The organism is Kitasatospora sp. NPDC058170, assembly GCF_042883905.1.
Lineage (GTDB): Bacteria > Actinomycetota > Actinomycetes > Streptomycetales > Streptomycetaceae > Kitasatospora.
This window is the reverse complement of record NZ_JBHVUV010000003.1, coordinates 271,762-295,083: the sequence shown is the minus strand read 5'-3', so window position 1 is coordinate 295,083 and position 23,322 is coordinate 271,762. Positions and strand designations below refer to the sequence as shown.

Annotated in this window: 16 protein-coding genes; 8 read left to right on the top strand and 8 right to left on the bottom strand. The window is 74.6% G+C overall.

What is annotated here, in order from left to right:
- Nucleotides 1-417 precede the first annotated feature (417 nt).
- On the top strand, nt 418-1,269 hold the full coding sequence (locus tag ACFVVX_RS05830; RefSeq protein ID WP_387941795.1) for a helix-turn-helix transcriptional regulator: 852 nt from the start codon (nt 418-420) through the stop codon (nt 1,267-1,269).
- A gap of 28 nt (nt 1,270-1,297) precedes the next feature.
- Here ACFVVX_RS05830 and ACFVVX_RS05825 read toward each other — a convergent pair whose 3' ends face one another.
- Both ACFVVX_RS05825 and ACFVVX_RS05820 read right to left on the bottom strand, forming a co-directional pair.
- The gene (locus ACFVVX_RS05825) at nt 1,298-1,624 is read right to left on the bottom strand and encodes a nuclear transport factor 2 family protein (protein ID WP_387941793.1); all 327 of its coding nucleotides are present in this window, start codon (nt 1,622-1,624) and stop codon (nt 1,298-1,300) included.
- A 32-nt stretch (nt 1,625-1,656) separates the two neighbouring features.
- Entirely contained in the window at nt 1,657-2,841 is a 1,185-nt protein-coding gene (locus ACFVVX_RS05820) for a M20 family metallopeptidase (RefSeq protein WP_387941791.1), read from the bottom strand.
- 150 nt (nt 2,842-2,991) lie between these two features.
- Here ACFVVX_RS05820 and ACFVVX_RS05815 point away from each other — a divergent pair, with 150 nt between their 5' ends.
- The 4 genes from ACFVVX_RS05815 to ACFVVX_RS05800 all read left to right on the top strand — a co-directional run bounded on the left by ACFVVX_RS05815 (nt 2,992) and on the right by ACFVVX_RS05800 (nt 10,321).
- Nucleotides 2,992-4,038: an Lrp/AsnC ligand binding domain-containing protein gene (locus ACFVVX_RS05815; RefSeq protein WP_387941789.1), complete on the top strand. Its 1,047-nt coding sequence runs from the start codon at nt 2,992-2,994 to the stop codon at nt 4,036-4,038.
- A gap of 234 nt (nt 4,039-4,272) precedes the next feature.
- Nucleotides 4,273-5,442, top strand: a complete 1,170-nt coding sequence (locus ACFVVX_RS05810; protein WP_387941787.1) for a serine hydrolase domain-containing protein — start codon at nt 4,273-4,275, stop codon at nt 5,440-5,442.
- Nucleotides 5,443-5,524: 82 nt separating this feature from the next.
- Entirely contained in the window at nt 5,525-8,893 is a 3,369-nt protein-coding gene (locus ACFVVX_RS05805) for an SdrD B-like domain-containing protein (protein WP_387941785.1), read from the top strand.
- A 324-nt stretch (nt 8,894-9,217) separates the two neighbouring features.
- Nucleotides 9,218-10,321, top strand: a complete 1,104-nt coding sequence (locus ACFVVX_RS05800) for a substrate-binding domain-containing protein (RefSeq protein ID WP_387941783.1) — start codon at nt 9,218-9,220, stop codon at nt 10,319-10,321.
- 92 nt (nt 10,322-10,413) lie between these two features.
- Here the strand turns inward: ACFVVX_RS05800 and ACFVVX_RS05795 are convergent, their stop codons facing one another.
- The 3 genes from ACFVVX_RS05795 to ACFVVX_RS05785 form a co-directional block, all read right to left on the bottom strand.
- Nucleotides 10,414-11,427: a hypothetical protein gene (locus tag ACFVVX_RS05795; RefSeq protein ID WP_387941781.1), complete on the bottom strand. Its 1,014-nt coding sequence runs from the start codon at nt 11,425-11,427 to the stop codon at nt 10,414-10,416.
- Complete coding sequence (locus tag ACFVVX_RS05790) at nt 11,424-11,792, bottom strand: PadR family transcriptional regulator (RefSeq protein WP_387941779.1); 369 nt, start codon at nt 11,790-11,792, stop codon at nt 11,424-11,426. The genes ACFVVX_RS05795 and ACFVVX_RS05790 overlap by 4 nt, the downstream gene beginning before the upstream one ends.
- Before the next feature lie 79 nt (nt 11,793-11,871).
- Nucleotides 11,872-13,074 carry a PucR family transcriptional regulator gene (locus tag ACFVVX_RS05785; RefSeq protein ID WP_387941777.1) on the bottom strand — a complete coding sequence of 401 codons (1,203 nt, stop codon included), beginning with the start codon at nt 13,072-13,074 and terminating at the stop codon, nt 11,872-11,874.
- A 186-nt stretch (nt 13,075-13,260) separates the two neighbouring features.
- Here ACFVVX_RS05785 and ACFVVX_RS05780 point away from each other — a divergent pair, with 186 nt between their 5' ends.
- Nucleotides 13,261-15,060, top strand: coding sequence for an aldehyde dehydrogenase family protein (locus tag ACFVVX_RS05780; protein WP_387941775.1), 1,800 nt, complete (start codon nt 13,261-13,263; stop codon nt 15,058-15,060).
- 88 nt (nt 15,061-15,148) lie between these two features.
- Here the strand turns inward: ACFVVX_RS05780 and ACFVVX_RS05775 are convergent, their stop codons facing one another.
- Nucleotides 15,149-17,512 carry a SpoIIE family protein phosphatase gene (locus ACFVVX_RS05775; protein ID WP_387941773.1) on the bottom strand — a complete coding sequence of 788 codons (2,364 nt, stop codon included), beginning with the start codon at nt 17,510-17,512 and terminating at the stop codon, nt 15,149-15,151.
- Between the two features lie 310 nt (nt 17,513-17,822).
- Between ACFVVX_RS05775 and ACFVVX_RS05770 the strand changes: the two genes are divergently transcribed.
- Both ACFVVX_RS05770 and ACFVVX_RS05765 read left to right on the top strand, forming a co-directional pair.
- Complete coding sequence (locus ACFVVX_RS05770) at nt 17,823-18,749, top strand: diiron oxygenase (protein WP_387941771.1); 927 nt, start codon at nt 17,823-17,825, stop codon at nt 18,747-18,749.
- 167 nt (nt 18,750-18,916) lie between these two features.
- The gene (locus ACFVVX_RS05765) at nt 18,917-20,650 is read left to right on the top strand and encodes an FAD-dependent oxidoreductase (RefSeq protein WP_387941769.1); all 1,734 of its coding nucleotides are present in this window, start codon (nt 18,917-18,919) and stop codon (nt 20,648-20,650) included.
- A 34-nt stretch (nt 20,651-20,684) separates the two neighbouring features.
- Here ACFVVX_RS05765 and ACFVVX_RS05760 read toward each other — a convergent pair whose 3' ends face one another.
- Nucleotides 20,685-21,539 (bottom strand): methyltransferase domain-containing protein, encoded by an 855-nt coding sequence (locus ACFVVX_RS05760; RefSeq protein ID WP_387941767.1) that lies wholly within the window; start codon nt 21,537-21,539, stop codon nt 20,685-20,687.
- Between the two features lie 573 nt (nt 21,540-22,112).
- The gene (locus tag ACFVVX_RS05755; protein WP_387941765.1) at nt 22,113-23,225 is read right to left on the bottom strand and encodes a PucR family transcriptional regulator; all 1,113 of its coding nucleotides are present in this window, start codon (nt 23,223-23,225) and stop codon (nt 22,113-22,115) included.
- Between the last annotated feature and the right edge of the window lie 97 nt (nt 23,226-23,322).

The following is a 23,322-nucleotide window of genomic DNA, read 5'->3' as shown; positions in this document are numbered from 1 at the left end:
CCGTTCCACTCGGGAAGGGGGGATTGCAATGTTTTGGCGAGCGCCACGGAAAGCTCGACTCAGGAAGCCGCCATTTCCGTTGCGGCCCGAACGAACCTATCGACTCCCGAATGCCATCGGAGCTATGGCTCGGGCGCACTTCCTGCAAATTCGGTGTGCAGGTTCCTGCAGCAGCGGGGCCCCGGTGTCGGCGTGGACGAGGCGGGACGCCTGGTCCGTCGCGCAGCGACCCGACCCGTCGCCTCCAGTCGCACTGGGGTACTGTTTCGGCCTGAGAATTCTTCCGGGGACGTGATGGAATTGGTGGAACGAGCCACACTGGCGGTCCTCGGTGTGGGCGCGCAGGAGGAATCGGTCTACCGAACGGTCCTGCGGTCACCGGGAATCGGGGCTGTCGAAATATCCCTCGCACGCGGAATGCGCCGGGAGGACACCGAGGCCGTCCTCGTCCGCCTCCAGGAGCTGGGCATGGTGACCACGGCCGGTGGACGTGCGTACAGTGCCGCCGACCCGGAGTCGGTGGTGGAGCGACTGGCGCGGCTCCGGATCCAGGGCCTCCAGGGCGAGATCCGGCAGGTCGCCTCCTCGCGTCATCTGGTGGACGACCTGCTGGAGGACCGGTGGGCGGGGCGGCAGCGATCGGTCCGCGAACTGGAACGCGTCGAGGGAATCGACCAGGTGCTGGCGTGCGTCGACGAACTGTCCTTCTTCACCCGCGAGGAGCGGCTGACCACGCACCCGGGGCCGATCCTCATCGCCGCGTTCGAGGAGGTCAGGAGCTCCGACCTCAAGTACCTGCGGCGCGGGCTGCGCATGCGGACCATCCTGCACGCCCGCGCGCTCGACTGCCCGAGGGTCGACCACTTCGCGGCGGAGCTGGAGCAGGAGGGAGCCAGGGTGCGCGGCACGGCCGGTGTGCTGGAACGCATGGTGATCTTCGACCGCCGGACCGCCGTGGTGGCGACCGACCCGCGCGACATCACCAGAGGTGCGCTGATCGTCCGTGAACCGGGCCTCGTGTCGACTCTGCTGGCCCTCTTCGAACGCCGCTGGTCGCAGTCCTGCGGAGTCGAGGAGGAACTCCCGAACGAAGCCGAGCGGCAGGTGCTGCACACCATGGCGTGTGTCGACAAGGACGAGACCGGCGCGCGCGAACTCGGCATGTCGCTCCGGACCTACCGGAGCCACGTCTCGGCGCTGATGCGCCGCCTGGGAACGGCGAACCGTTTCCAGGCGGCTCTGGCGGCCCGTGAACGCAGCTGGATCTGACGCGGCGACGACCCGAGGCCGAACCTGTTCAGCCGAGGAAGTCGACGCGGTCGATGAGGCCTCCGCGCACGCGGTAGGCCACCAGGACACGGACCGGCTCGGGGGCCAGGCCGTGGGCGACCTCGTGGTCGACCACCCAGTCGCCCTCGCCGAGCCGCCCGACGATCTCCGCCCGGCAGCGGCCTTCGGCGAACTGTCCGGCGTACCGGTCACGCAGCGCCTGCCGGCCCTGCAACCGGCTGCCGTCGGCCCGGTGGACGGTGACGTCCTCGGCGTAGGTGGCGACGAAGGCGTCGATGTCGTGGCTGTTGTAGGCGGCGAGCTGCCGCTCGACCACCTCGCGCGGTTCGGTCATGTCCTCGGTCGGTCCTTCCTCGATGTGCGGGTTCAGGCGGCGAGGCGGCGGGTGGCGAGTTCGGCGAGGAGCGCGGCCCCGTCGGGGAGCACCGCGTCGTCGAACTCCGCGTAGGGCGAGTGGTTGAGCGGCAGGTCGTCGGGGTCGCTCCCCTTCGGGGCGGCGCCGAGCCACACGAACGATCCGGGAACGGCCTCGAGTACCCGGGAGAAGTCCTCCGCCCCGGTCATCGGGTTCGGCATCGTCCGGAAGCGCTCCTCGCCGAAGACCTCCCGGACGGTGTCCGCCAGGAAGTCGGTCTCCGCCCGGTCGGTCACCGTGACCGGGTACCCGGGAAGGTACTCGACCTCCGCCCGCAGGCCGTGGGCGGCCGCGAGGGAGTCGACCAGCTCCGCCACGGTGTCGGCGATCCTGGACCGCGCCTCGGGGGAGAAGGTGCGCACGGTCGCCTCGAAGCGGGCGGTCTCGGGGATGATGTTGCGCTGGGTGCCGGCCTGGAGGAGCCCGACGGTTATCACCACCGGATCGAACACGTCGAAGCGGCGGGTCACCATGGTCTGCAGGGCGGTGACCATCTCGCAGGCCGCCGGGATGGGGTCCTTGGCCCGGTGCGGCGCCGAGCCGTGGCCGCCCGCACCGTGGACGGTGACGTTCAGCGAGTCGGAGGCGGCCAGGATCGGCCCGCGCCGGGAGCTGAACTCCCCGTGCGGCATGGACGATGCCACGTGCAGGGCGTAGGCGGCGACCGGGCGCCTGCCCGCCGCGTCCAGCACGCCCTCGGCCAGCATGGCTCCGGCGCCGTCCCAGCCCTCCTCGCCGGGCTGGAACATGAAGACCACGTCGCCCCGGAGCTGCTCCCGCCGCGCGGCCAGCAGGTGCGCGGCGCCCGCGAGCATGGCGGTGTGCAGGTCGTGGCCGCAGGCGTGCATCGCGCCGTTGCCGGCGGCGAACGGCAGCGGGGCCTTCTCGACGACCGGCAGACCGTCCATGTCCGCGCGCAGCAGCACGGCCGGCCCCGGCCGCCCGCCGCGCAGCACCGCGGTCACCGAACTCAGCGCGGAGCCCTGACTCACCTCCAGCGGCAGTCCGTCGAGGGCCCGCAGCACCCGCTCCTGGGTGCGCGGGAGGTCGAGGCCCAGCTCGGGGAACCGGTGGAGGTCGTGGCGGAGCCGGACCAGGTCCGGGGCCAGGCCGAGAGCATCGTCGTGCAGGGACACAGGTACCTCCGTCGAGCCCGCGTGCGGCGGGAGCTTGTGCAGAGCGATCTTGTTCCGTGATTCTGGGTCCGGCGTCGGGAGATTCCCGCGATTTCGCAGGATCACGCCATGAGGAGGCCCTCCGATGAACGAATCCACCGGAACCCGGCCGTGACCGGCGCCGGTGCGACGGTCGACGAGCTGGACCTCGCCCTGGTGAACGCGCTGCAGCTGCGGCCCCGGGCGCCCTGGTCGCTGCTCGGCCAGACCCTCGGGATCAGCCCGGTCACCGCCGCCCGCCGCTGGCGCCGGCTCTCGGAGGCCGGGATCGCCTGGGTGACCGCCTACGGTCTGCCGCACCCCGAGGACCGCGGCTGCGTCGCCCACCTCGACCTCGACTGCGCTCCCGACCGGCTCCGGCAGATCGCCGACGAGCTGGCCGAGGACCCGCACGTGATGAGCATCGAGCACTTCTCCCAGGGCTGCGACCTCGTCGTCACCGCGGCCTTCACCGACCTGGCGACGGTCTCCCGGTACACCGCCGAACGGCTCGGCCGGCTCCCCGGGGTCGAGGCCGTCCGGGTCCACCTGGCGACCGGCTTCTACGCCGAGGGGATCCGCTGGCGACTGGACTCGCTGGACCAGGCCCAGCGGGTGGAGCTGCACGACGACCACCCGGCGGGCAACGGGCCGGCGTCCGGAGTACGGGCCGAAGTCCGTGAGGAGGACCGGGAGCTGCTCATCAGACTGGGCGTCGACGGCCGCCTCGACCAGGCGGAGCTGGCCGCCGCCACCGGGCTCAGCCCGTCCACGCTGCGCCGCCGCCTCGACCGGCTGGCCGCCTCCGACGCGATCCGCTTCCGCTGCGAGATCGCCGCCCGCGACGCCGGCCGTCCGGTCCTGGCGACCTTCCGGGCCGACCTCCCCCCGGACCGGCTCGACGAGGTCGGCCCCCAGCTGGCCCGGCTCCCCGAGGTCCGGTTGTGCGTGTCCGTCACCGGCGAGCACAACCTCCTCCTCTCCGTCTGGCAGCGCTCCCTCGCCGACGTCCAGCGGCTGGAGACCTCCCTCGCCCGCAGGTTCCCCGACCTGCGGGTGGCCGAGCGCCGGGTGTCGCTGCGCACCGTGAAGCGGATGGGCCGGATCCTTGACGCGGACGGGCGCGCCGTCCGCGCCGTTCCGATGGACATCTGGCGCGACCCGGTCCCGGTCTCCTGACGGCCGTTCGGGCCGGCCTCCCCTGATCGGGGGAGCCCGATCTCCCGCCTTCCCGTGATGTGCGGCGCAGCCCCCGGAAGCCAGGATCGTGCCCGGAGCAGTTGACCGGTAGCCGGTAGCCGGTAGCCGGCAGCCGAGTCGGCCGGGCCGCGGTGCGCCGCCGAGGCGCCGGACCCGTCGACGCCCGGCACCCGCCGCTCCAGTCTCCCGACGCGATTCCCCAGGAGTTGACCCATGCGTGAGCAGGAATACCCGAAGCCTCGTTCCTCCGGCCGGCCGCAGGGCGGTCGGCGACGAGCGGTGGCGGTCGCGGCCGCGCTGGCCGTGGGCGTCATGACGATGGGCGTCCTGGCACCGACGGCGGCATCCGCCGCAGGTCCGGACGCCGTCCAGCAGGGTCTGAACACCCTGGTGAGCGAGGACGGCATGCCCGCCGCGCTGGCGAGCGTCCAGGACCGCGCGGGCCGTACCCGGACCTACACCGCGGGGGTCGGCGACCTGGCCACCGGTTCGAAGGTGCCCGACGACGGGCAGGTGCGGATCGGCAGCAACACCAAGGCGTTCACCGCGGTGGTCGTGCTGCAGCTGGTCGCCGAACGGAGGATCCGCCTCGACGCCTTCGTCGACACCTACCTGCCGGGCCTCGTCCGCGGGGACGGGATCGACGGACGCCGCATCACCGTCCGCCAGCTCCTCCAGCACACCAGCGGACTCCCCAACTACAGCGACCACCTCGGCGAGGACGTGCGGTACTTCGCGCCCCGCGAGCTCGTCGGCATCGCCCTCCGGCACAAGGCCGCCTTCGACCCCGGGACGAGCTGGGCGTACAGCAACACGAACTACGTGCTGGCCGGCCTGATCGTCCAGAAGGTCACCCGCCGCCCTCTCGCCGAGGAGATCGACCAGCGCATCGTCAAGCGCCTCGGGCTGCGCCACACCTACTTCCCCGCCCCCCGGGACGCGACCATCCGCGAGCCCCACCCCCGGGGCTACTACCGGGACTCGGCGGCCGCGCCGCTGCTCGACGTCACGGAGACCGACCCCTCCTGGGGCTGGGCGGCAGGTCAGCTGGTCTCCACCGACTCCGACCTCAACCGGTTCTTCACCGCGCTGCTGGCCGGCCGGCTCCTCCCGGCGGCCCAGCTCGCCCAGATGCGCACCACCGTCCCCGCCGAAGACACCTTCGGCCCGGGCGCCCGCTACGGACTGGGGCTCGTCAGCAGGCCGCTGCCGTGCGGTCGCGGCCTCCTCTGGGGGCACGGCGGCAGCTTCCCCGGGTACGAGACCCGGGGCGGGGCCACCGACGACGGCCGCGCCGTCAACGTCGCGGTGACCGTCCAGCTGACCGACCAGGCATCCAGGCAGCGCGTCGACGAGGTCGTGGACACGGCCCTCTGCCGCTGAACCGCGGCTGAACAGGTGAATTGCCGTCACCCCGCCTTGTGCCGCGATCACTCCGGTCGAACGGTCGGATGAACTTCTCAACATGCGCATTCACTTCCGGACCGGGCGGATCGCCTCGGTTCTGGCCCTACTGACCGGCTCGCTGCTCAGCAGCAGCGTGCTGGCACCACCGGCCCAGGCCGCGATCTCTTTCACCAAATCCGTCGACAAAGCGACCGTCTCGCCGGGGGAGAACGTCACCTACACCCTCCGGTACACCTGCTCCATCACCGAGTGCACCAACGGGCAGATCCTCGACACCCTGCCGGCCAACATGCAGTTCGTCGGTTGGACGCCCGACCCCTCCTCGGTGGACCAGGCCGCCTCAACCGTGCCCGCCGCGGGAGCGATGGGCGGCACGATGGACATCAAGCTCAAGAGCCTCAGCCCGGGCACCACCGCCACCATCACGGTGACGATGAAGTACCCGAACTTCACCACCCCCAACGGGGCGGCCTCCACCAACTCGGCCACCATGTCGGCCACCGGCGAGACCTCCCAGACCGCCACGGCCGACACCAAGGCCCAGGTGGAGCCGCAGTACACGGTGACCAAGGGCATCCAGACCTCCAGTAGCGACGGGCGCACCGTCACCTACCAGTTCAGCGCCTGCGCCACCGACAACGTGCCGAACGTCGACCTGGACACCAGCCGCCTGCTCGACACCCTGCCGCCGGGCGCCGTGGTGGACACCGGCCGCTCACCCGGGTGGAGCCAGGTCGCGCCCGGCCCCAACACCTGGGGCTACGACATCGGGGAGTTCCGCTCCGGCAACGGCCACGGCGGCTGCCGCCTGCCGGGCGTGCTGGTGGTCAACTACCCGGAGGCCGCCTTCCCGAACGGCACGACCTCCAACAACACCGTGGACCTGCACGGCGACCCGCTCGGCCCGGACCCCGAGCGCACGCTGGACACCGCCGCCACCACCACCGGCCAGTTCCAGCCCCCGGCCACCGGCGTGGTGGTGACCGCCAGCAAGGTGTGGCGCGACAGCGTCACCTCCGGCGACCTCAACTCCTTCAGCCTGTCGGCCACCAACACCTCCGGCCCGGCCACCAGCCTGACCATGACCGACCCCGGCGGCGGCACCACCGACGGCCTGTACAACTGGATCTTCCCGCAGTCCCTCCAGCTCGAACCGTGGAACCCGACCAGCATCGGGCTCACCCTCCAGTACCGCCTCAACGGCGATCCGACCTGGCTGACCTTCACCCCGGGCAGTGCGCTGAACGGCTCCGGCAACCGCCGGATCACCTTCGTGCCGGGCGCCGGCGACCCGGCCAACGACGTGCTGGGCATCCCGGCCGGCCGCTGGCTCGACGGCCTCAGGTTCACCTGGACCGGTCCCATCCCGACCGGCTGGAGCCCGGGCAACGCGGTGCAGCTGGTCACCCAGGTCGTCACCCCCGGCCACGACGGCCGCCCCGCGCCCGTCCCGCTGACCAACTGCCTGGACACCACGGCCACCGACGGCACCAACGCCTCCGCCGCCAACGCCTGCGCCAACACCACCGTCACCGCCGCGACCAACCTCGGCGCGGCCAAGACCACCGTCGCCGGCGAGCTGTCCGCGCCCGGCGGCACGGCGACCTTCCAGGTGATCCCGTACAACCGCAGCGGACGCGACCTGGACCGCCCGCTCGTGCTGTACGACCTGCTCCCGGCCGGCGTCGTCTACGTCGAGGGCTCGGCCCGGCCCGACCCGAACTACCCGGACGCCAAGGCCCCCCAGTCGATCACCGTCACCCCCGGCCCCGACGGCCGGCAGATCGTCCGGATGGAGTGGCCGGCCGGCGCGCCCGACATGATGTACCTGCACGACCCGCTGGCCTACCGGATGCTCTTCGACGTCCAGGTCGCCAGCAGCATCCGCTCCGGTGAGCTGACCAACGACGTCTACGTCACCGTCGACAAGCCCACCGCGCCGGTCGCCTGCATGTTCTCCGGCTCCGACAGCGGCGTCCCGGACCTGCTGGACCTCAACGGCAACGGCGACACCTCCGAGACCCTGTGCCACGCCTCCTCCAAGGTGCAGGTGGACGTGCCGAGCGTGCTGCGGTCGTACAAGGAGGTCAAGGGCGACCTGGACGCCGACTACGTCAGCATCGGCACCTCCACCCCCGGTGGCCGGATCTCCTACCGGATGACGGTCCGCAACGACTCGCCCGACCCGGTCACCGAGTTCATCGCCTACGACCGGCTCCCCGCCCCGGGCGACAACTACGTCCTCACCCAGGACGCGGCGCGCGGCAGCACCTGGACCCCGTCGCTGAGCCAGCCGATCACCAGCAGCGACCCGACCGTGGTGATCGAGTACACCACCGACCCCAACCCGTGCGTCGACCCCGTCCTGGTCACCCGGGCGGGCTGCAACACCGGCGCCACCTGGAGCAGCACCTTCCCCGGTCCGGGCACGGCCACCTGGTTCCGGATCCGCCGCCCCGGCAGCCTGGGCTCCGGCGAGTCCTTCACGCTGACCTGGCCGATGGTCGCCGCGGTCGACGCCCCCGACGGGGAGTACGCGTGGAACAGCTTCGCCTTCACGGCCACCGACGCCAGCGGCCGCCAGCTGCTGCCCGCCGAGCCGGCCAAGGTGGGCGTCGCGGTCAAGCAGCTCGCGCCGTCCGACAACGCGCTCGGCGACTTCGTCTGGCAGGACAAGGACGGCTCGGGCATCCAGAAGCCCGGTGACACCGGCATCCCCGGCGTCACGGTGAACCTGCTCGACGGCAACGGCCAGGCCGTCCGCGACAAGAACGGCAACCCGGTCACCACGGTGACCGACCAGAACGGCTACTACCTGTTCGACAACCTGCCCGACGGCAGCTACGCGGTCCGGTTCGACCTGTCGACCCTGCCCAAGGGGGCCACCGTCACCAAGCGGGGCGCCGGCACCGATCCGACCAAGGACTCGGACGCCGACCCGGCCACCGGTCTCACCCAGACCGTCGCCCTGAGCGGGGGCCAGCGCTACCTCGACCTCGACATGGGCGTGATCCTGCAGACCACCTCCCCGTCGCCGTCGCCGTCGCCGTCGCCGTCGCCGTCCCCGACCTCGTCCCCCTCCCCGACGGCGTCCCCGTCCCCGACGGCCTCGCCGTCGCCGACCACCTCGCCCTCGCCCACCTCGTCCCCGTCGCCGACCGCCCCGCCGACCTCGGCGTCGCCGACCCACTCCACGTGGTCGCCGTCCCCGACGCACTCCGGCAGCGCGACCCGGACCCATCGCCCGACCCACAGCCCGACGCACCACCCGACCCACGGCGGGAGCTCGTCGGCGAGCGGCGGGGCGCTGCCCGACACCGGCAACTCCTCCCCGGACGCGCTGATCGCAGGCCTCGGCGCGCTCGCCGTCCTGGGCGGCCTGGGGCTGTGCGCGGTGGCCTACCGCCGACCCGGACGACACAGCTGACCCGACGCTGAACAACCGGACACCGTCCCGACACCAGTGGCGCCGCCCATCAGCGGCGCCACTGGCATGTCGGCCCCGGCGAGGGTCAGGCGTCGTTGCGCGACCCGGCGTTGCCGCGGGGCCGGGCGTCGCCGCAGGAGCGGTGGAGGGGGTGTGGACGGGGGGCCACCGGTGGAAGAACATCCGGCGGTGCGGGCGGGCCGCGGCACGGCTGAGCTGGGCGGACGCGGGCCTCCCAGAAGTCTGGGATCTTCCGGTGGGCGCGGCGGGCTGGCCATGATCCCGGTGGCCTGCCCGCCTCTCACCGAACGGGAGTTCCGCCTCATGCTCCGCCTTGCCGCCCGGGTCGCCCCGGTCCTCGCCCTGGCCTCCGCGCTGGCCCTCGCCGCCGCCGTGCCCGCCCTCGCCGACCCGCCCGTGCCCATCCCCGTGCCGCCGCCCGCCGCGACCGACCTGGTCGGCGTGGGGGCGCAGGTGACGGACCCGCTGTTCAACCAGTTCTCCACCGACTACAACGCCACGCTGGCCGCCGCCGGGGACACCACCTCGCCCCGGCTGTACAGCTGGGACGCCATCGGGCCGACCACCATCACCCCCAAGACCGGGGCCAGCCCGATCTACCGCCCCTACAACTCCGACGCGGGCATCATCGCGCTGAACGCCACCGGCACCACCACGACCGACTTCGCCCGCAGCGCCAGGCTCCCGAAGACCGGGGACCCGGCGAGCACGCTGTTCGTCGCCATGGCCAAGGACGCCGTCAGCTGGGCCGCCCCGGCCGGTGGCAACGCCCCGGCCAACCTCACCACCGCCCAGCTGCGCGGGATCTACACCTGCACGATCACCAACTGGCGGCAGATCAGCTCCGCGCTGCCCGACGCCACCATCCGGCCGGTCCTCACCGGTCACCTGATCGTGGACCGCCTCGGCGCGGACGGGCCGGCGACGGACTCCTCGGGCTTCTTCCTTCAGGCCATCAACTACTACCCCACGATCTGGGGGGACAGGTGGACCGACCACTCGTGCGTCAGCGTCGTCGAGCGCGAGAACCAGGGCACGGACGCCCTCCTGCACGACCCCAACGCGATCGTCCCCTACTCCGTCGGCCGCTACATCGGCCAGGTCTACGGCGGCCACACCCGGCCGGGCGACGAGCCGGGCGCCCTGACCGTGCGCAACCTCAACTCGGTGGCACCGGTGAACAGCATCCAGCAGATCAGCGGCCCGTTCGCGGCCTCGCCGTACGGGCGGGTCCTCTTCAACACCGTCCGCGAGGCGGAGTGGACCGGTGTGGACGCCCATGCCGTCGCCCTGCGCGCGGTGTTCGGCCGGGACGGGTGGATCTGCCGCAGCGGCCTCCCGCAGATCCGCAGCCACGGGTTCCTGCCGCTCCCCTCGGCCGCCTGCGGGTCGTCGACGCACAGCTGACGGGTCGTTCCGGACCGGTACAAGCAGCGGCGCCGGTCTCCGAGGACAGGCCTCGGAGACCGGCGCCGCCCTCCGGCCCACCGGACCTCAGGTCAGAGCGGCTCGACCGTTTCGGCCGGCTCCGCGGAGGGCGCCAGGGCGCGGCGGAGCGCGGCGAGACCGACGGCGACCGCCAGGAAGGCGGCCACCACCGCGGCGTTGCGGCCGAGTTCGGCGAGGTCGCCCGGCGGCCGCAGGTAGTACGGCGCGGGGAGCATGACCGCCCAGGGGACGACGGCCACGGCCACACCGGCGGAGCGCAGCCGGTCCGGGCGCCGGGCGGCGAGGTGGACCAGGAAGGCGACGGCCATGACCAGGGCGGGCCAGGCCGAGGAGGCGTCGAGGAGCCGCTGGACATCGGTCGGGAAGACGGGCTCGGAGTAGTCGTCCGCGCTGCGCCACGGCCAGAGGAGGACGAGGGCGCTCATCGGCAGGGCGAGGGCGATCGCGGCGATCGCCGTCTCGGCGCGGCCGCGGGCGGACCGGTCGACGGCGTCCGGCGGGGCGAGCAGCATCGGCACCGCGAGCAGGAGCCAGAGCGGGAGCAGGAAGAGGTACTGGGCGAACGCCCAGGCCGGGTGGACGAAGAAGCCGACGACGGCGCCGATCCGGGCGAGGGTGCCGGCCAGCACCAGGAGGCGGGCGAGGCCCCAGCGCCCGAGGGCGGCGCAGAGCAGCGCGAGGATCCAGGGGACGGTCTGCACCGCGCCCACCGCGGCCGTGGCGGTGGTGTTCGAGTTGCCCGGGTCGAAGCGGGCCACCGTGACGAAGAGGCCGATCAGCAGCTGGACGGCGGCCAGACCCGCCCCGCCGGCCAGCAGGAACGGCGCGGCGCCGGCGAGGATCCGGCCGGCGGGGTCGCGCGAGCTGAGCCGGGTGCGCAGCCGGACGGCGTGCGCGGCGAGGGCCGCCCACTCGCGCAGCACGGTGGTGCGGTCGGTGCCCTCGACGGACTCGGCGAAGACGGCGGCGATCTCCTCGCCGTGCGAGGCCCGGTAGGCGGCGGGGTAGAGACCGATCAGCGGGAGCCGGCCGGACAGGCCCGCGCTCTGCGAGGACGCGCTCATGCCGTGCCCCCGATGATCAGCCGGGGCGTGCCGAGACCCGGACCGCGTCCGAGTGCGAGCCTGCGCTCGGCCTCGGCCACCCCGGCGCGCAGGCGCTCCGTCTCCTCGCCCAGCACCTCCCGGCCGTCCTCGGTGAGCGCGAAGGTGCGGCGCATCCGGCCGCCGACGACCTCCTCGTGGTCGATCCGGATCAGCCCCTGCTGGAGGAGGCGGTCCAGTGCCGTGTAGAGGGTGCCGGTGAGCAGCTTGGTCCGGCCGCCGGAGATGGCCAGGACCTCCTGGACGATCGCGTAGCCGTGCCGGGGGGCGTCGGCCAGCGCGGTGAGCACGAGCCGGGTCGGCTCCTGTAGTTGACGGTTAGCCATGGACCTGAGAATAGGTCAATGATGAGAGTATGTCGATGGTTGAGCTATTGGCGGTTCGCGGACGCCGCCGACGGGGCCGTCAGGGGCTGGTGGCGGGCGGGGTGGTGAGGTGGTGGGCGCGGAGGGCGGTGTGGAGTTCGGCGGCGTCGACGGGGCGGGTGGGGGTGCGGCCGGTGAGCTGGGCGATGCGGGCGATCCGGTAGAGGACCGTGTTGCGGTGGCAGTGGAGGCGGCGGGCGGCCTCGGCGGTCGAGCCGTCGGCGGCGAACCAGGCGTCGAGGGTGTCGAGGAGGGCGGCGTCGCCGCCCGCGCCGGAGAGCAGCGGGCCGAGGACGTCCTCGGCGAGCTCGGCCGCGGACTCGGGGTGCGCGGCCAGCAGGGTGTCGATCGGGGCGGTGCCGTAGCAGTGGACGCCCGGGCCGGTCGGGGGTGCGCACTCGCGGGCGATCCGGGCCTGGCGGAGGGCCTCCGGGGCGGCGGCGAGCGCGGCGAAGGGGCGGCTCACGCCGACCCGGGCGGCGGCCAGTTGCTCGACGAAGCGCAGGGCCGCCGCGGAGCCGGCCTCGCCGACGGGAGCGATCAGGCCGAGCCGCTCGCCCAGTTCGGTGGTCCAGGCGGAGGCGACCTGAACGCCCGCCAGCCGGGCGGCGATGCCGGGCAGCGGGTCCTCGCCGTCCGGTCCGAGCGCGCCTGCCACCACGCGGTAGGCGGCGCGTTCGGGCAGGCCGAGGGCGCGCGGCACACCGGTGGCGCTCCCGCCGCGGGCGGCGCCCGCGCCCCCGAAGACGCTCAGCAGGGTGACCCGGCGGGACACCTCCTCCTGGCGCTCCCGGTCGCGGGCGACCTGCCGGTAGGCCTCGGTCGCGGCCGTGGACAGCCGGTCGAGTACGCCCCAGAAGTGCGAGGACCGGTGCAGCAGGGCGGTGGCCCGTTCGCCGGTCCCGGCGCGGGCGATGGCCCACTCCCAGATCTCCAGCCCGCCGAGCCGGAAGGCGCGCAGCAGTGCGGAGAGCGGTACGCCGTGCTCGGCCTTGACGCGGCCGGCCCACCGGGCGGTCTCGTCGTCCACGCCGGGGCGGCCGTCGTCCCGGCCGCCGGCCTCCGTGCGCAGCACCGCCTCGATGTTGGCGCGGACGGTCGCGCGGAGCAGGTCCGGCGGTAGCCTGCCCTCGGGGGAGCTGAACTCGTCCTCGTTGATCTTCTCGATGGTCGCGTCGGTGAGGTCGTCGACCGAGCGGAGCAGCTCGGCGAAGACGTCGTCGAGGCCGGTGGTGTCGCGCATGCCACCACGCTAGTGCCGCGCCGGGCTTGTGCGGCGGCACAGCCGGGTCCGGCGGATTCTGCGGCACCCGCCCATAGCCGCGGGCCCGGATCTGCGGCATGGTGGCGTGGTTCGGAGAAGCTTGTGCACACACCCAAATCCCGTAGGACGACGCCCGCCTGTGCGGTCGTGATCGAGGGGGTCGCCATGACCGTCGCAGTTCCCGCAGGCAGCAATCCCGCAGGCGGCAGTCCCGTGGGCGGCAGTCCCGCAGCCGACCGCCCCTCAGCCGCCGAGCGGGCCGAGCTCGACGCGCTCCTCGCCGAGCTCGCCGAGGGCGAACGCCGCTGGGCGGCGACCCCGTTGGCCGAGCGGGTCGCCCTGCTCGACCGCGTCCACGCCGCCGTCGCCGCCGAGGCCGAGAGCTGGGTGCGGACGGCGAGCCGGATCAAGCAGCTGCCGGCCGACTCCCCGTTCACCGGCGAGGAGTGGATGTCCGGGCCCTACGCGCTGCTGACCTCGCTGGACGCGCTGGCCCGCACGCTGCGGGCGGTCGACGCGGGCCGCAGCCCGCTCGACGGCGCGCGCCTCGGGCAGGCGCCCGGCGGCCGGGTGAGCATCCCCGTCCTGCCGTTCACCGCCCACGACCGGCTGCTCCTCAACGGGTTCAGCGCCGAGGTGTGGATGCCGCCGCAGGTGGACGAGGCGACCGTGCGCCGCCAGGCCGGGCTCGGCGCGCTGGCCCCGGAGCGGACCACGGGCGTCGGCCTGGTCCTGGGGGCGGGCAACATCACCGCCATCGCGCCGCTCGACGTCCTGTACGAGCTGATCGCCCACAACCGGGTCGTCGTGCTGAAGCTCAACCCCACGCTGGGCGACCTGGAGCCGGTCTACCGGCGGGCGCTCGCGCCGCTGATCGAGCACGGTGTGCTGCGGATCGTCGCGGGCGGCGGCGAGGTCGGCGGCTACCTCGCCCACCACCCGGGCGTCGCGCACGTGCACATCACCGGCAGCCTCGCCACCCACGACGTGGTGGCCTTCGGCCCGGGGGAGGAGGGCCGGGCCCGCAAGGCCGCCGGCACCCCGCTCCTCGACAAGCCGATGACGAGCGAACTCGGCGGCGTCTCCCCGGTCATCGTCGTCCCCGGCGCCTGGAGCGAGGCCGACCTCCGCTACCAGGCCGAGCACATCGTCACCCAGCGGCTGCACAACAGCGGCCACAACTGCATTGCCTCGCAGCTGGTCGTGGTCAGCAGCGACTGGCCGCAGCGCGAGGCCTTCCTCGACCGGCTGCGGACCGCCCTGCGCCGGGCTCCGGCGCGCCCGGCCTGGTACCCGGGCAGCGCGCAGCGGCTGGCGGACGCGGCGGCGGCCCACCCGGGCGCCGAGTGGCAGGGCGCCGAGGGCTCGCGCCTGCTGGTCGACCTGGGCGACGGCCGGGGCGGCGGCGAAGGCACCGACGCGTCGGTGCTGGAGACGACGGAGTACTTCGCGCCGGTGCTCGGCGTGCTCAGCCTGCCCGGTACGGGCGCCGACTTCCTGGACCGGGCCGTCGAGACCGCCAACCGGGACCTCGTCGGCACCCTCGGGGCGAACATCCTCGTCGACCCCGCGACCCTCAAGGGCCTCGGCCGGGCCTTCGACGACGCGCTGGCCGCCCTGCGCTACGGCACGATCGCCGTCAACGCCTGGACGGCGCTGGGCTTCCTGGCCGCGACGGCCCCCTGGGGCGCCTTCCCCGGGCACACCGTGGACGACGCGCAGAGCGGGATCGGCGTGGTGCACAACGCCCTGCTGATCGACGGGCCGGAGCGGACCATCGTGCGGGGGCCGTTCCGGCCCTGCCCGCGGTCGCTCGCGGGAGGCGAGTTCGCGCTGTTCCCGAAGCCGCCGTGGTTCGTCACGGCGCGCAGCGCGGCTCTGACGGGCCGGCGGATCACCCGGTTCGCGATGAAGCCGTCCTGGGCGCGGATGCCCGCCGTGTTCGCCGCGGCCTACCGGGCCTGAGCGCCGCGGCCGTCCGGCCGGGCCCGAGCGCCCCGGCACTCAGGCCTGAGCGACACGTCCGGCCGGGCCCGAGCGCCCCGGCCGGGCGCTACGGCAGCTCCTGCTCGGCCCAGATGGTCTTGCCGCGCCGGGTGTAGCGGCTGCCCCAGCGGCTGCTCAGCTGCGCGACCAGGTACAGGCCGCGGCCGCCCTCGTCGGTGAGCCGGGCCCGGCGCATCCGCGGCTGGGTGGCACTGGGGTCGGAGACCTCGCAGGTCAGCCGCTCGGCGAGGATCAGCCGCACCTCGACCGGGCCGCCGGCGTACCGGATGGCGTTGGTGACGAGCTCGCTCAGCACCAGTTCGGTGGTGAAGACCAGGTCCTCCAGCCCCCAGGCGCGCAGCCGCGCGGTCGCCGTCTCCCGGACCCTGGCGACGGCGGCCGGGTCGGCCTCCAGCGACCAGGTGGCGGTGGACCCGGCCGGCACCGCACGGGTGCGGGCGAGCAGCAGCGTGACGTCGTCGGCGAGCCGGTGCGCGGGGAGGCCGGCCACGAGCTCGCGGCCCAGTTCCGGCAGCGGTGCGGTGACGGCGCCGGGGCGGGACATCCGGCGGCGCAGCTCGGCCATGCCCTCGTCGAGGTCGCCGCCGCTGCTCTGGATCAGCCCGTCGGTGTAGAGCGCGAGGACGCTGCCGGGGGCGACCTCGATCTCGGTCGCCTCGAACGGCAGGCCGTTGACGCCCAGCGGCGGGCCCGGGCGGACGGGGACGTACTCGACGGTGCCGTCGGGGGCGGCGACGGCGGGCGGCGGATGCCCCGCGGAGGCCATCGCGCAGCGCCGGGAGACCGGGTCGTAGACCGCGTACACGCAGGTGGCGCCGAACGGGTCGGACCGGTGGCGGGCGGACCACCCGTCCTCCTCCGGACCGTCGGCGTTCCCGCCCTCGACGAGCAGTTGGGAGACCAGGTCGTCCAGGTGCACCAGCAGCTCGTCCGGCTCCAGGTCGAGGTCGGCGAGGGTGCGGACGGCGGTGCGCAGCCGGCCCATGGTGGCGCTGGCCTCCAGGCCGTGGCCGACCACGTCCCCGGCGACCAGCGCGACGCGGGCCGAGGACAGCGGGATCACGTCGAACCAGTCGCCGCCGATGCCGCTGGCGCTGTCGGTGGGCAGGTAGACGCTGGCGGTGGTCACGGCGGCGGTCTCGGTCTGCGCGGGCGGCAGCAGGCTGCGCTGCAGGCTGACGGCGGCGCGGTGTTCGCGGGTGTAGCGGCGGGCGTTGTCCACGGCGAGGGCCGCGCGGGCGGCGATCTCGCGCAGCAGGTCGAGGTCGGCGGGTTCGTAGCCGGGCCGGCCGGGGGCGCGCCGGACGGTCACCCGGCCGAGGAGGCCGCCGCGGGCCCGGAGCGGGGCGGTCATCGAGGCGGGGGAGTCCGCGGCGGGCAGGTCGTCGGCGTCGACCAGGACGGTCTCCGCCGCCGCCGGTCCGGGACCGGCGGCCCCCGGGTCCGCCCCCGGTCCGTCCGGCACCGAGCCCGCGACGGCGGCGCGGCGCAGCAGCAGCCGCCCGTCCTGCCCGGGAGCGGGCTCCTCGCCGGTGAACACCGGCTCGGCGATCTCCACCACCGCCTGGTCCGCCAGCCCGGGAGCCAGGACGGCGGCCAGCTCCTCGGCCGTACCGGTGACGGAGAGCGACCCGCCGACGGCCGCGGTGGCGCGGTGCAGCACGGCCAGCCGCTCGCCGGAGCGGTGCAGCTCGGTGACGTCGTTGAACAGCGCGGTGACGCCGATGACCTGCCCGTCGGGGGCCTGCAGCCGGAACGCGGAGATCGCCATCACCACCCCGCCGCCCGGGTCCTGGACCGTCCGGACCAGATCTCCCGCCCGGACCAGCGGCCGACCCGTCCGCAGCACCTCCCGCAGCTGGCGCTCCACCGCCGTGGCGTCCGCCGCCGCGAGGAAGTCCCCCAGCCGGCGGCCGCGCAGATCCGGCGGGAGACCGGTGTACGGGAGCAGATGGGTGTTCGTCCGGACCAGCCGCAGCCGGTCGTCGAACACGGCGAGGCCCACCCGGTCCTGCAGGAACAGCTCCCGGGTGAACGCCTCGTCCTGGCGCCACTGGGCGACCAGCCCGTCGGGGGCCGCGAGGACGAAGTACCGGGCCTCGCCGGTCGGCTTCCCGGCGGCGCCGTCGGCCTCCGTGAGCGGCAGGACCTGGAAGACGATCCCCAGCTCCTCGCCCCGGCCGGACCGCAGCACCGCCCGGCCGGACCAGTTGCCCGCCGTCCGGTCCGCCAGCAGGCCGGTCCAGGCGGCCGGATCCGCGAGCAGCTCGCGCGCCGGGTGGCCGCAGACCTCGTCGGCGCGCAGCGACAGCAGCCTCCCGGCCTCCGGCGTCCAGCGGACGATCCGGCCGTCCGCGTCGAGCAGGGCCCCGGCCGCGCGGTCGGCGAACGGGAAGCGTCGGCTGTCCATGTGCGCACCTCGGATGGGTCGTGCTCCTCTCCGCCGGCCCGCCGCGAGCGCCCTCACTCACGCCCCTGCGGCGCGGCCCGGGACCTCTCCATCATCTCTCCGGTGGGCCCGGCCGCCAGTCACGGGCAGCGACGGGCCGCCCCGCCGCCCCGCGCCGGGCGCCGGCCGGCCGCCGACCGGCGCACCCGGATCGCGCCGTTCACGCCCCCGCCGCCGCGCGAGGGCTTCTCGCGGACGGGCCCTTATTGTACTGTCCGTCTAATAAGCGGGTGAGCGGGAACCCGCACCGGGCATGCACCTGGAGGCAGCCATGGCTCGTACCGGCACGGCGGCGGGAACCCCACGCCACACGCGCCACACCCCGGCCGACGACGACGTCTCGAAGCGACTGCTCGACTCGGCCGCGACGCTCTCCTACGACCCGGCGACCGAGATCGACTGGGACGCCCCGCTCCCCGAGGACGCCTACGGGCTCAACCCCGAGTGGAGCACGCTCTACGGCACCGCCCTGTGGGACGAGATGACGGTCGAGCAGCGGGTCACCCTCACCCGGCACGAGGTCTGCTCGATCATGAGCACGGGCATCTGGTTCGAGATGATCCTGCAGCAGATGGTGCTGCGCGATCAGTACCTGAAGGACACCGGGACGGCCGAGTTCAGGTTCGCGCTCACCGAGGTCGCCGACGAGTGCCGCCACTCGATCATGTTCGCGCGGGCCTGCGAGAAGATGGGCGCCCCGGCGTACCGCCCGGCCCGCTCGGTCGCCCACGCCGGCCGGGCCTTCAAGGCGCTCGCCACCGGTGAACTCGCCTACGGCGGGATCCTGGTGGCCGAAGAGGTGCTCGACGTCATGCAGCGCGACTGGATGCGAGGCGAGAACGTCCTGGAGATCGTCCGCGGGACGTCCCGGATCCATGTGGTCGAGGAGTCGCGCCACATGAAGTTCGCCCGCCAGGAGATCCGCGAACGACTGCGCGGCGCCGGCCGGGCGCGCCGGCGGGCCGCCGCCACCGGCATCGCCGCGGCCGCGTTCGTCATCGTCAGCAGCATGGTCAACCACGGCGTGTACGCGGCCGCCGGCCTCGACACCCGGCGGGCACTGGCCGAGGTCCGGGGCAACGAGCACCGCAAGGCGATGATGCGCACCAGCTCCCGGCATCTGATCGCCTTCCTCGCCGAGACCGGCCTGCTGACCGGCCCCTCCACGGCGATCTACCGCCGCATCCACATGCTCTGACCGCTCGGACCGCTCGGACCGCTCTGACCGCTCGGACCACCCGGACCGGCCGCCGGGCCGCGGGCCGCCGCCGCACCACCGGCGGCCCGCGCCGCGCCCCGACCGCACCACGCCGACCGCACCGCCGCGCCCCGACCGCCCCCCACGCAGCGAGGACCCACCCGGCCATGGCCTACGCGATCACCCAGACCTGCTGCAACGACGCCTCGTGCGTGTCCGTCTGCCCGGTCAACTGCATCCACCCCACCCCGGACGAGCCGGAGTTCGGCCGCACCGAGATGCTGTTCATCGACCCGGTCGCCTGCATCGACTGCGGCGCCTGCGCCGACGCCTGCCCGGTGGACGCCGTCCGCCCCGTCGACCGGCTCACCGGACCGGACACCGTCTTCGTCGAGCTCAACCGCACCTACTACCGGGACCACCCCAGCGACCACGCCTGGCGGGCGCCCACCTTCCCCCGCAGCCTGCCGAACGGCCTGGGGACCCTGCGGATCGCCGTCGTCGGCACCGGCCCCTCCGCGGGCTACACCGCGCAGTCGCTGCTGCGCAGCACCGGCGCCGAGATCACGATGATCGACCGGCTGCCGGTCGCCGGCGGGCTGCTGCGCCACGGCGTCGCCCCCGACCACCCGGCGACGAAGCGGATCGGCGAGGGCTTCGCGAGCGTCTTCCACGACCCCCGCCTGCGGGTCCACCTCAACGTCGAGGTCGGCCGGGACCTCACCCACGCCGAACTGGCCGCCCACCACCACGCGGTCGTCTACGCCGTCGGCGCCAGTGCCGACCGCAGGCTCGGCCTCCCCGGCGAGGACCTCCCCGGCAGCCTGCCCGCCACCACCTTCGTCGGCTGGTACAACGCGGAGCCCACCGTGCCGGCCGACGCCGTCGACCTCTCCGCCGAGCGGGTCGTCGTGATCGGCAACGGCAACGTCGCGGTGGACATCGCCCGGATCCTGCTCTCCGACCCGGACCGGCTCGCCACCACCGACATCGCCGACCACGCCCTGGCGGCGCTGCGCACCAGCCGGGTGCGCGAGGTGGTCCTGCTCGCCCGGCGCGGGCCCGAACAGGCGGCCTGGACCCGGCCGGAGTTCCTGGCGCTGCGCCACCTGCCGGGCGTGGAGCTGGTCGTCGACGACCACCCGGAGGTCCGGGCCGCCGTCGCGGCCGCCCCGCCGGACTCCAAGGCCGCGCTGCTCGCCGGACTCCCGCTGGAGAGCGTCGACTGGTCCGCGGCGCCGCGCCCCGGCCGACGGATCGTGCTGCGCTTCCTCGCCGCGCCCACCGCCCTGCTCGGCGACGGCAGGGTCGAGGCGCTCCAGGTCGAGGCGGCCCAAGTCGAGGCAGCCCGGGGCGGGGCGGCCCAAGTCGAGGCAGCCCGGGGCGGGGCGGCCCGGGTCGAGGCGGCCCGGGGCAGGGCGGTCCAGGGCGGTCGGAGCGCCGCCGCCGACGGGCCGGAGACCATCCGGGCCGGCGCCGTCGTGCGCTCCATCGGCCACCGGGGCGTGCCGGTACCGGGCCTGCCCTTCGACGAGGCCGCCGCGACCGTCGCGCACCGCGGTGGCCGGATCGTCGACCCGGCCACCGGCCGGCCGCTGCCCGGGGCGTACGTGGTGGGCTGGGCCAAGCGCGGCCCCTCCGGCGGCATCGGCGCCAACCGGGCCTGCGCGCAGGAGACCGTGGACGCCCTGCTGGACGACGCCGCCGCCGGAGCCCTGCCCGCCCCGACCGGCACCCGCCGGGAGCTGGACCGGCTGGTCCGCCGCCGCCGGCCGGACGCCGTCGGGCTGAAGGAGCTGCGGGCCGTCGACCGCACCGAGCGCGCCCTCGGCGAGGCGGCCGGCCGCCCCCGGGTCAAGCTCGCCACCATCCCCGAACTCCTCGCCGCCGGCCGCCGCTGAGGTCCGACCGGGGGCCCGAGCGGCCGAGGAGGCGTCAGGCGGCCGGCTTGACGGCGGTGTGGACGTACCAGGCGATGTACTGCCGGACCCCGTACATCTCCACGACCGAGCGCATGTTGAGCCACTTCTCGGCCGGCCCCCACGAGCGCAGCAGCGCGTAGGGGACACGGAAGTACGTGTACAGCGCCTCCGCGGTCGGGGCGTAGTTCGCGGTGGCGTCGAGGGCCTCCTCGACCTGGAACCCCGCCTCGGTGAGGAGCCGTTCCAGGTTGCCGGCGTGGTAGCGCTTGGCGCCGGGGAACACCATGTCGTCCAGGTACCGTTCGAGCACGGCCCGGTCCCGGGCGCCCATCTCCTCCAGCGGGACGGTGCTCATCGGGCCGAGCAGCACCAGCCGGCCGCCCGGGCGAAGCACCCGGTGGAACTCGGCCAGGGCCCGCTCCGGGGCGTAGGAGTGGACGAGGGTCTCCATCGAGTAGGCGCCGTCGAAGGACGCGTCGGGGAACTCCAGCCGGTGGTAGTCGCCCCAGGAGAAGGCCGTCCGCCCCTCCAGCGCCGCCCGCGCGCTGAGCTTGCGGGCCTCGCGCACATGGAAGTCCAGGACGTCGACCCCGGTGACCGCCAGCCCGAACCGGGCCGCCATCGCCCGTGCCACCACCCCCGCCCCGGAGCCGGCGTCGAGGACCCGGGCACCCGCGGGCAGGGCGAGTTTGCGCCCCAGCACGTCCTCCAGCCGCCGTTGGGCCCGCCAGCAGCGCCACTTGGACTGTCCGGGCTCCGTCCACCCCCAGTGCCGGGCGTTCCTGGCCACCATCGTGTAGAACAGTCGGCTTCCCGGCCGTCCGTAGACCCGCCGCAGCCCGGTGAGATCGAGCTCCTCAGTGACCATGCGCACAAGCTAGCGCCACCGCTGGTACGGGTCGGCGCGCCACGCGACACGGGTCATCTGATGGGACGCCACCCGGAGAGGGGCCGCCCGCCGCGGGGTCCGGACCGGGGGAGCCGCCGCAGGTGCGGTCAACGGCCGTGAACTGCAGCGCCATTGGCGTCGGTGAGGGGGCCGGGGCCTGAGCTCCCCGGGGGTCCGGTCGGCGCCGTGTCCTCCGTGCACGGCGCCGACGTGGGGAGCGGCGCCGTGCACCCGGGCGGGGCGCCGACGTGGGGGTCGGGCCGCCCCGGAGAGGGCCGGTACCACTGCCACCGGGGCCGTTGTCCGGCACCCGGCGACCACCACCGGCGCGCGGGCGGACGGCGCCGTCGGGGAGCCCGGCGCGGCTTCGATGGATCCCCCCATCCGCCCCGCCCCCCTTGCCCCTCCGGCGGTGCCGCAGCCCCGCGCCACGGAGATCGTGACAGTCGAGTAGGTGTTCGCACACTGCCAGGATCCGGCAATCTTGACGCCGCTTTGACACCCCGGATCGGGCACCCGGACCGGACGCCTTGGCCGAACACCCGGGGCGTCTCAGAGCGGCTGCTCCGGCCAGTCGAGCAGCCGGGCGCCCATCGCCGCCGTCTCCAGCGTGTAGCGGTGCAGCGCGATCGCCGGGTCGTAGCCGGTCAGCGTCCGGATCCGCTCCAGCCGGTAGCCGAGCGTCCGCACGCTCAGCCCCAGGCGGCGGGCGGCCTCCGCGTTGACGTAGCCCGTCTCGGCCTGCACGGCCAGGGTGTCCAGCAGCGGCCGCGCACCGCCCCGGGCCGCCGTCAGCGGGCCCAGGACGCTGCGCACCAGGTCGGCCATCGCCGCCCGGTCGCGCATCAGCACCGGGAACACCAGCAGCTCCGCGGCCTTCAGCCACCGGGCGGGCAGACCCAGCCGATCGGCGTAGTCCAACGCGCCGAGCGCCTCCTCGTAGCTGCGCGCCACCCCGCTCGCCCCGGAGTGACGGCGGCCGGTCGCCACCCGCAGCACCGGGCGGAAGCCGGTGCCCGGACCGAGCACCAGCTCGGCGAACGCCTCCAGCACCGCGCGCTCGCAGTCGGGCGCGATGCAGACCAGTCGGCCGTCCTTGCTCGTGACCAGGACGTCCCGCTCGCCGAACCGTCCGACCAGCTCCCGCTCCACCCGGTGCACCAGCGGGTGGGCGTCCTCGAACGGGTCCTCGCCGACCGCCACCGCCACCGCGTGCGAACCCGCCGGCCGCAGCCCGAACCGTTCGGCCCGCTCGGCGAGCAGGCCGAGGTCGCCGCGGCCGTACAGCAGGTCCGCGATGAACTCGCGCCGGGCCGACTCCTCCTGGCGGACCGCCATCCGCTGGGCCCGCTCGTGCCCCTCGCCGAGCGCGGCCAGCGCGCCGTCGGTGGCGGCGAGGACGGCGTCGCCGGTGCGGCGCAGCTCGGCGACGGTGGTCGCGGCGGAGATCCCGGGCAGCGTCCGCCAGGCCTGTCGGGTGGCGCCGAGGCAGTGGGCGACCAGTTCACGCAGTCCGTGCCCGGCCTCGGCGCTGCGCTCGCCCAGGGTGCGCAGGCTCTCCAGCTCGGCCCGGCGCAGCAGTCGGCCGGTGCGGGAGACGTCGGCCAGCAGGCCGAGGTAACGGTCGCTCAACTCGGCGGGTACGCGCTGCTGCCGGCCCGCCATGCTGGTCTGCTCCGCCCCTGAACGCCCGGTCCTCCGGGCCCGGACTCTACCGGACCCCCGGGCGGCGGCCCCCGTGGGGCCCGGCCGACCGGGGGCG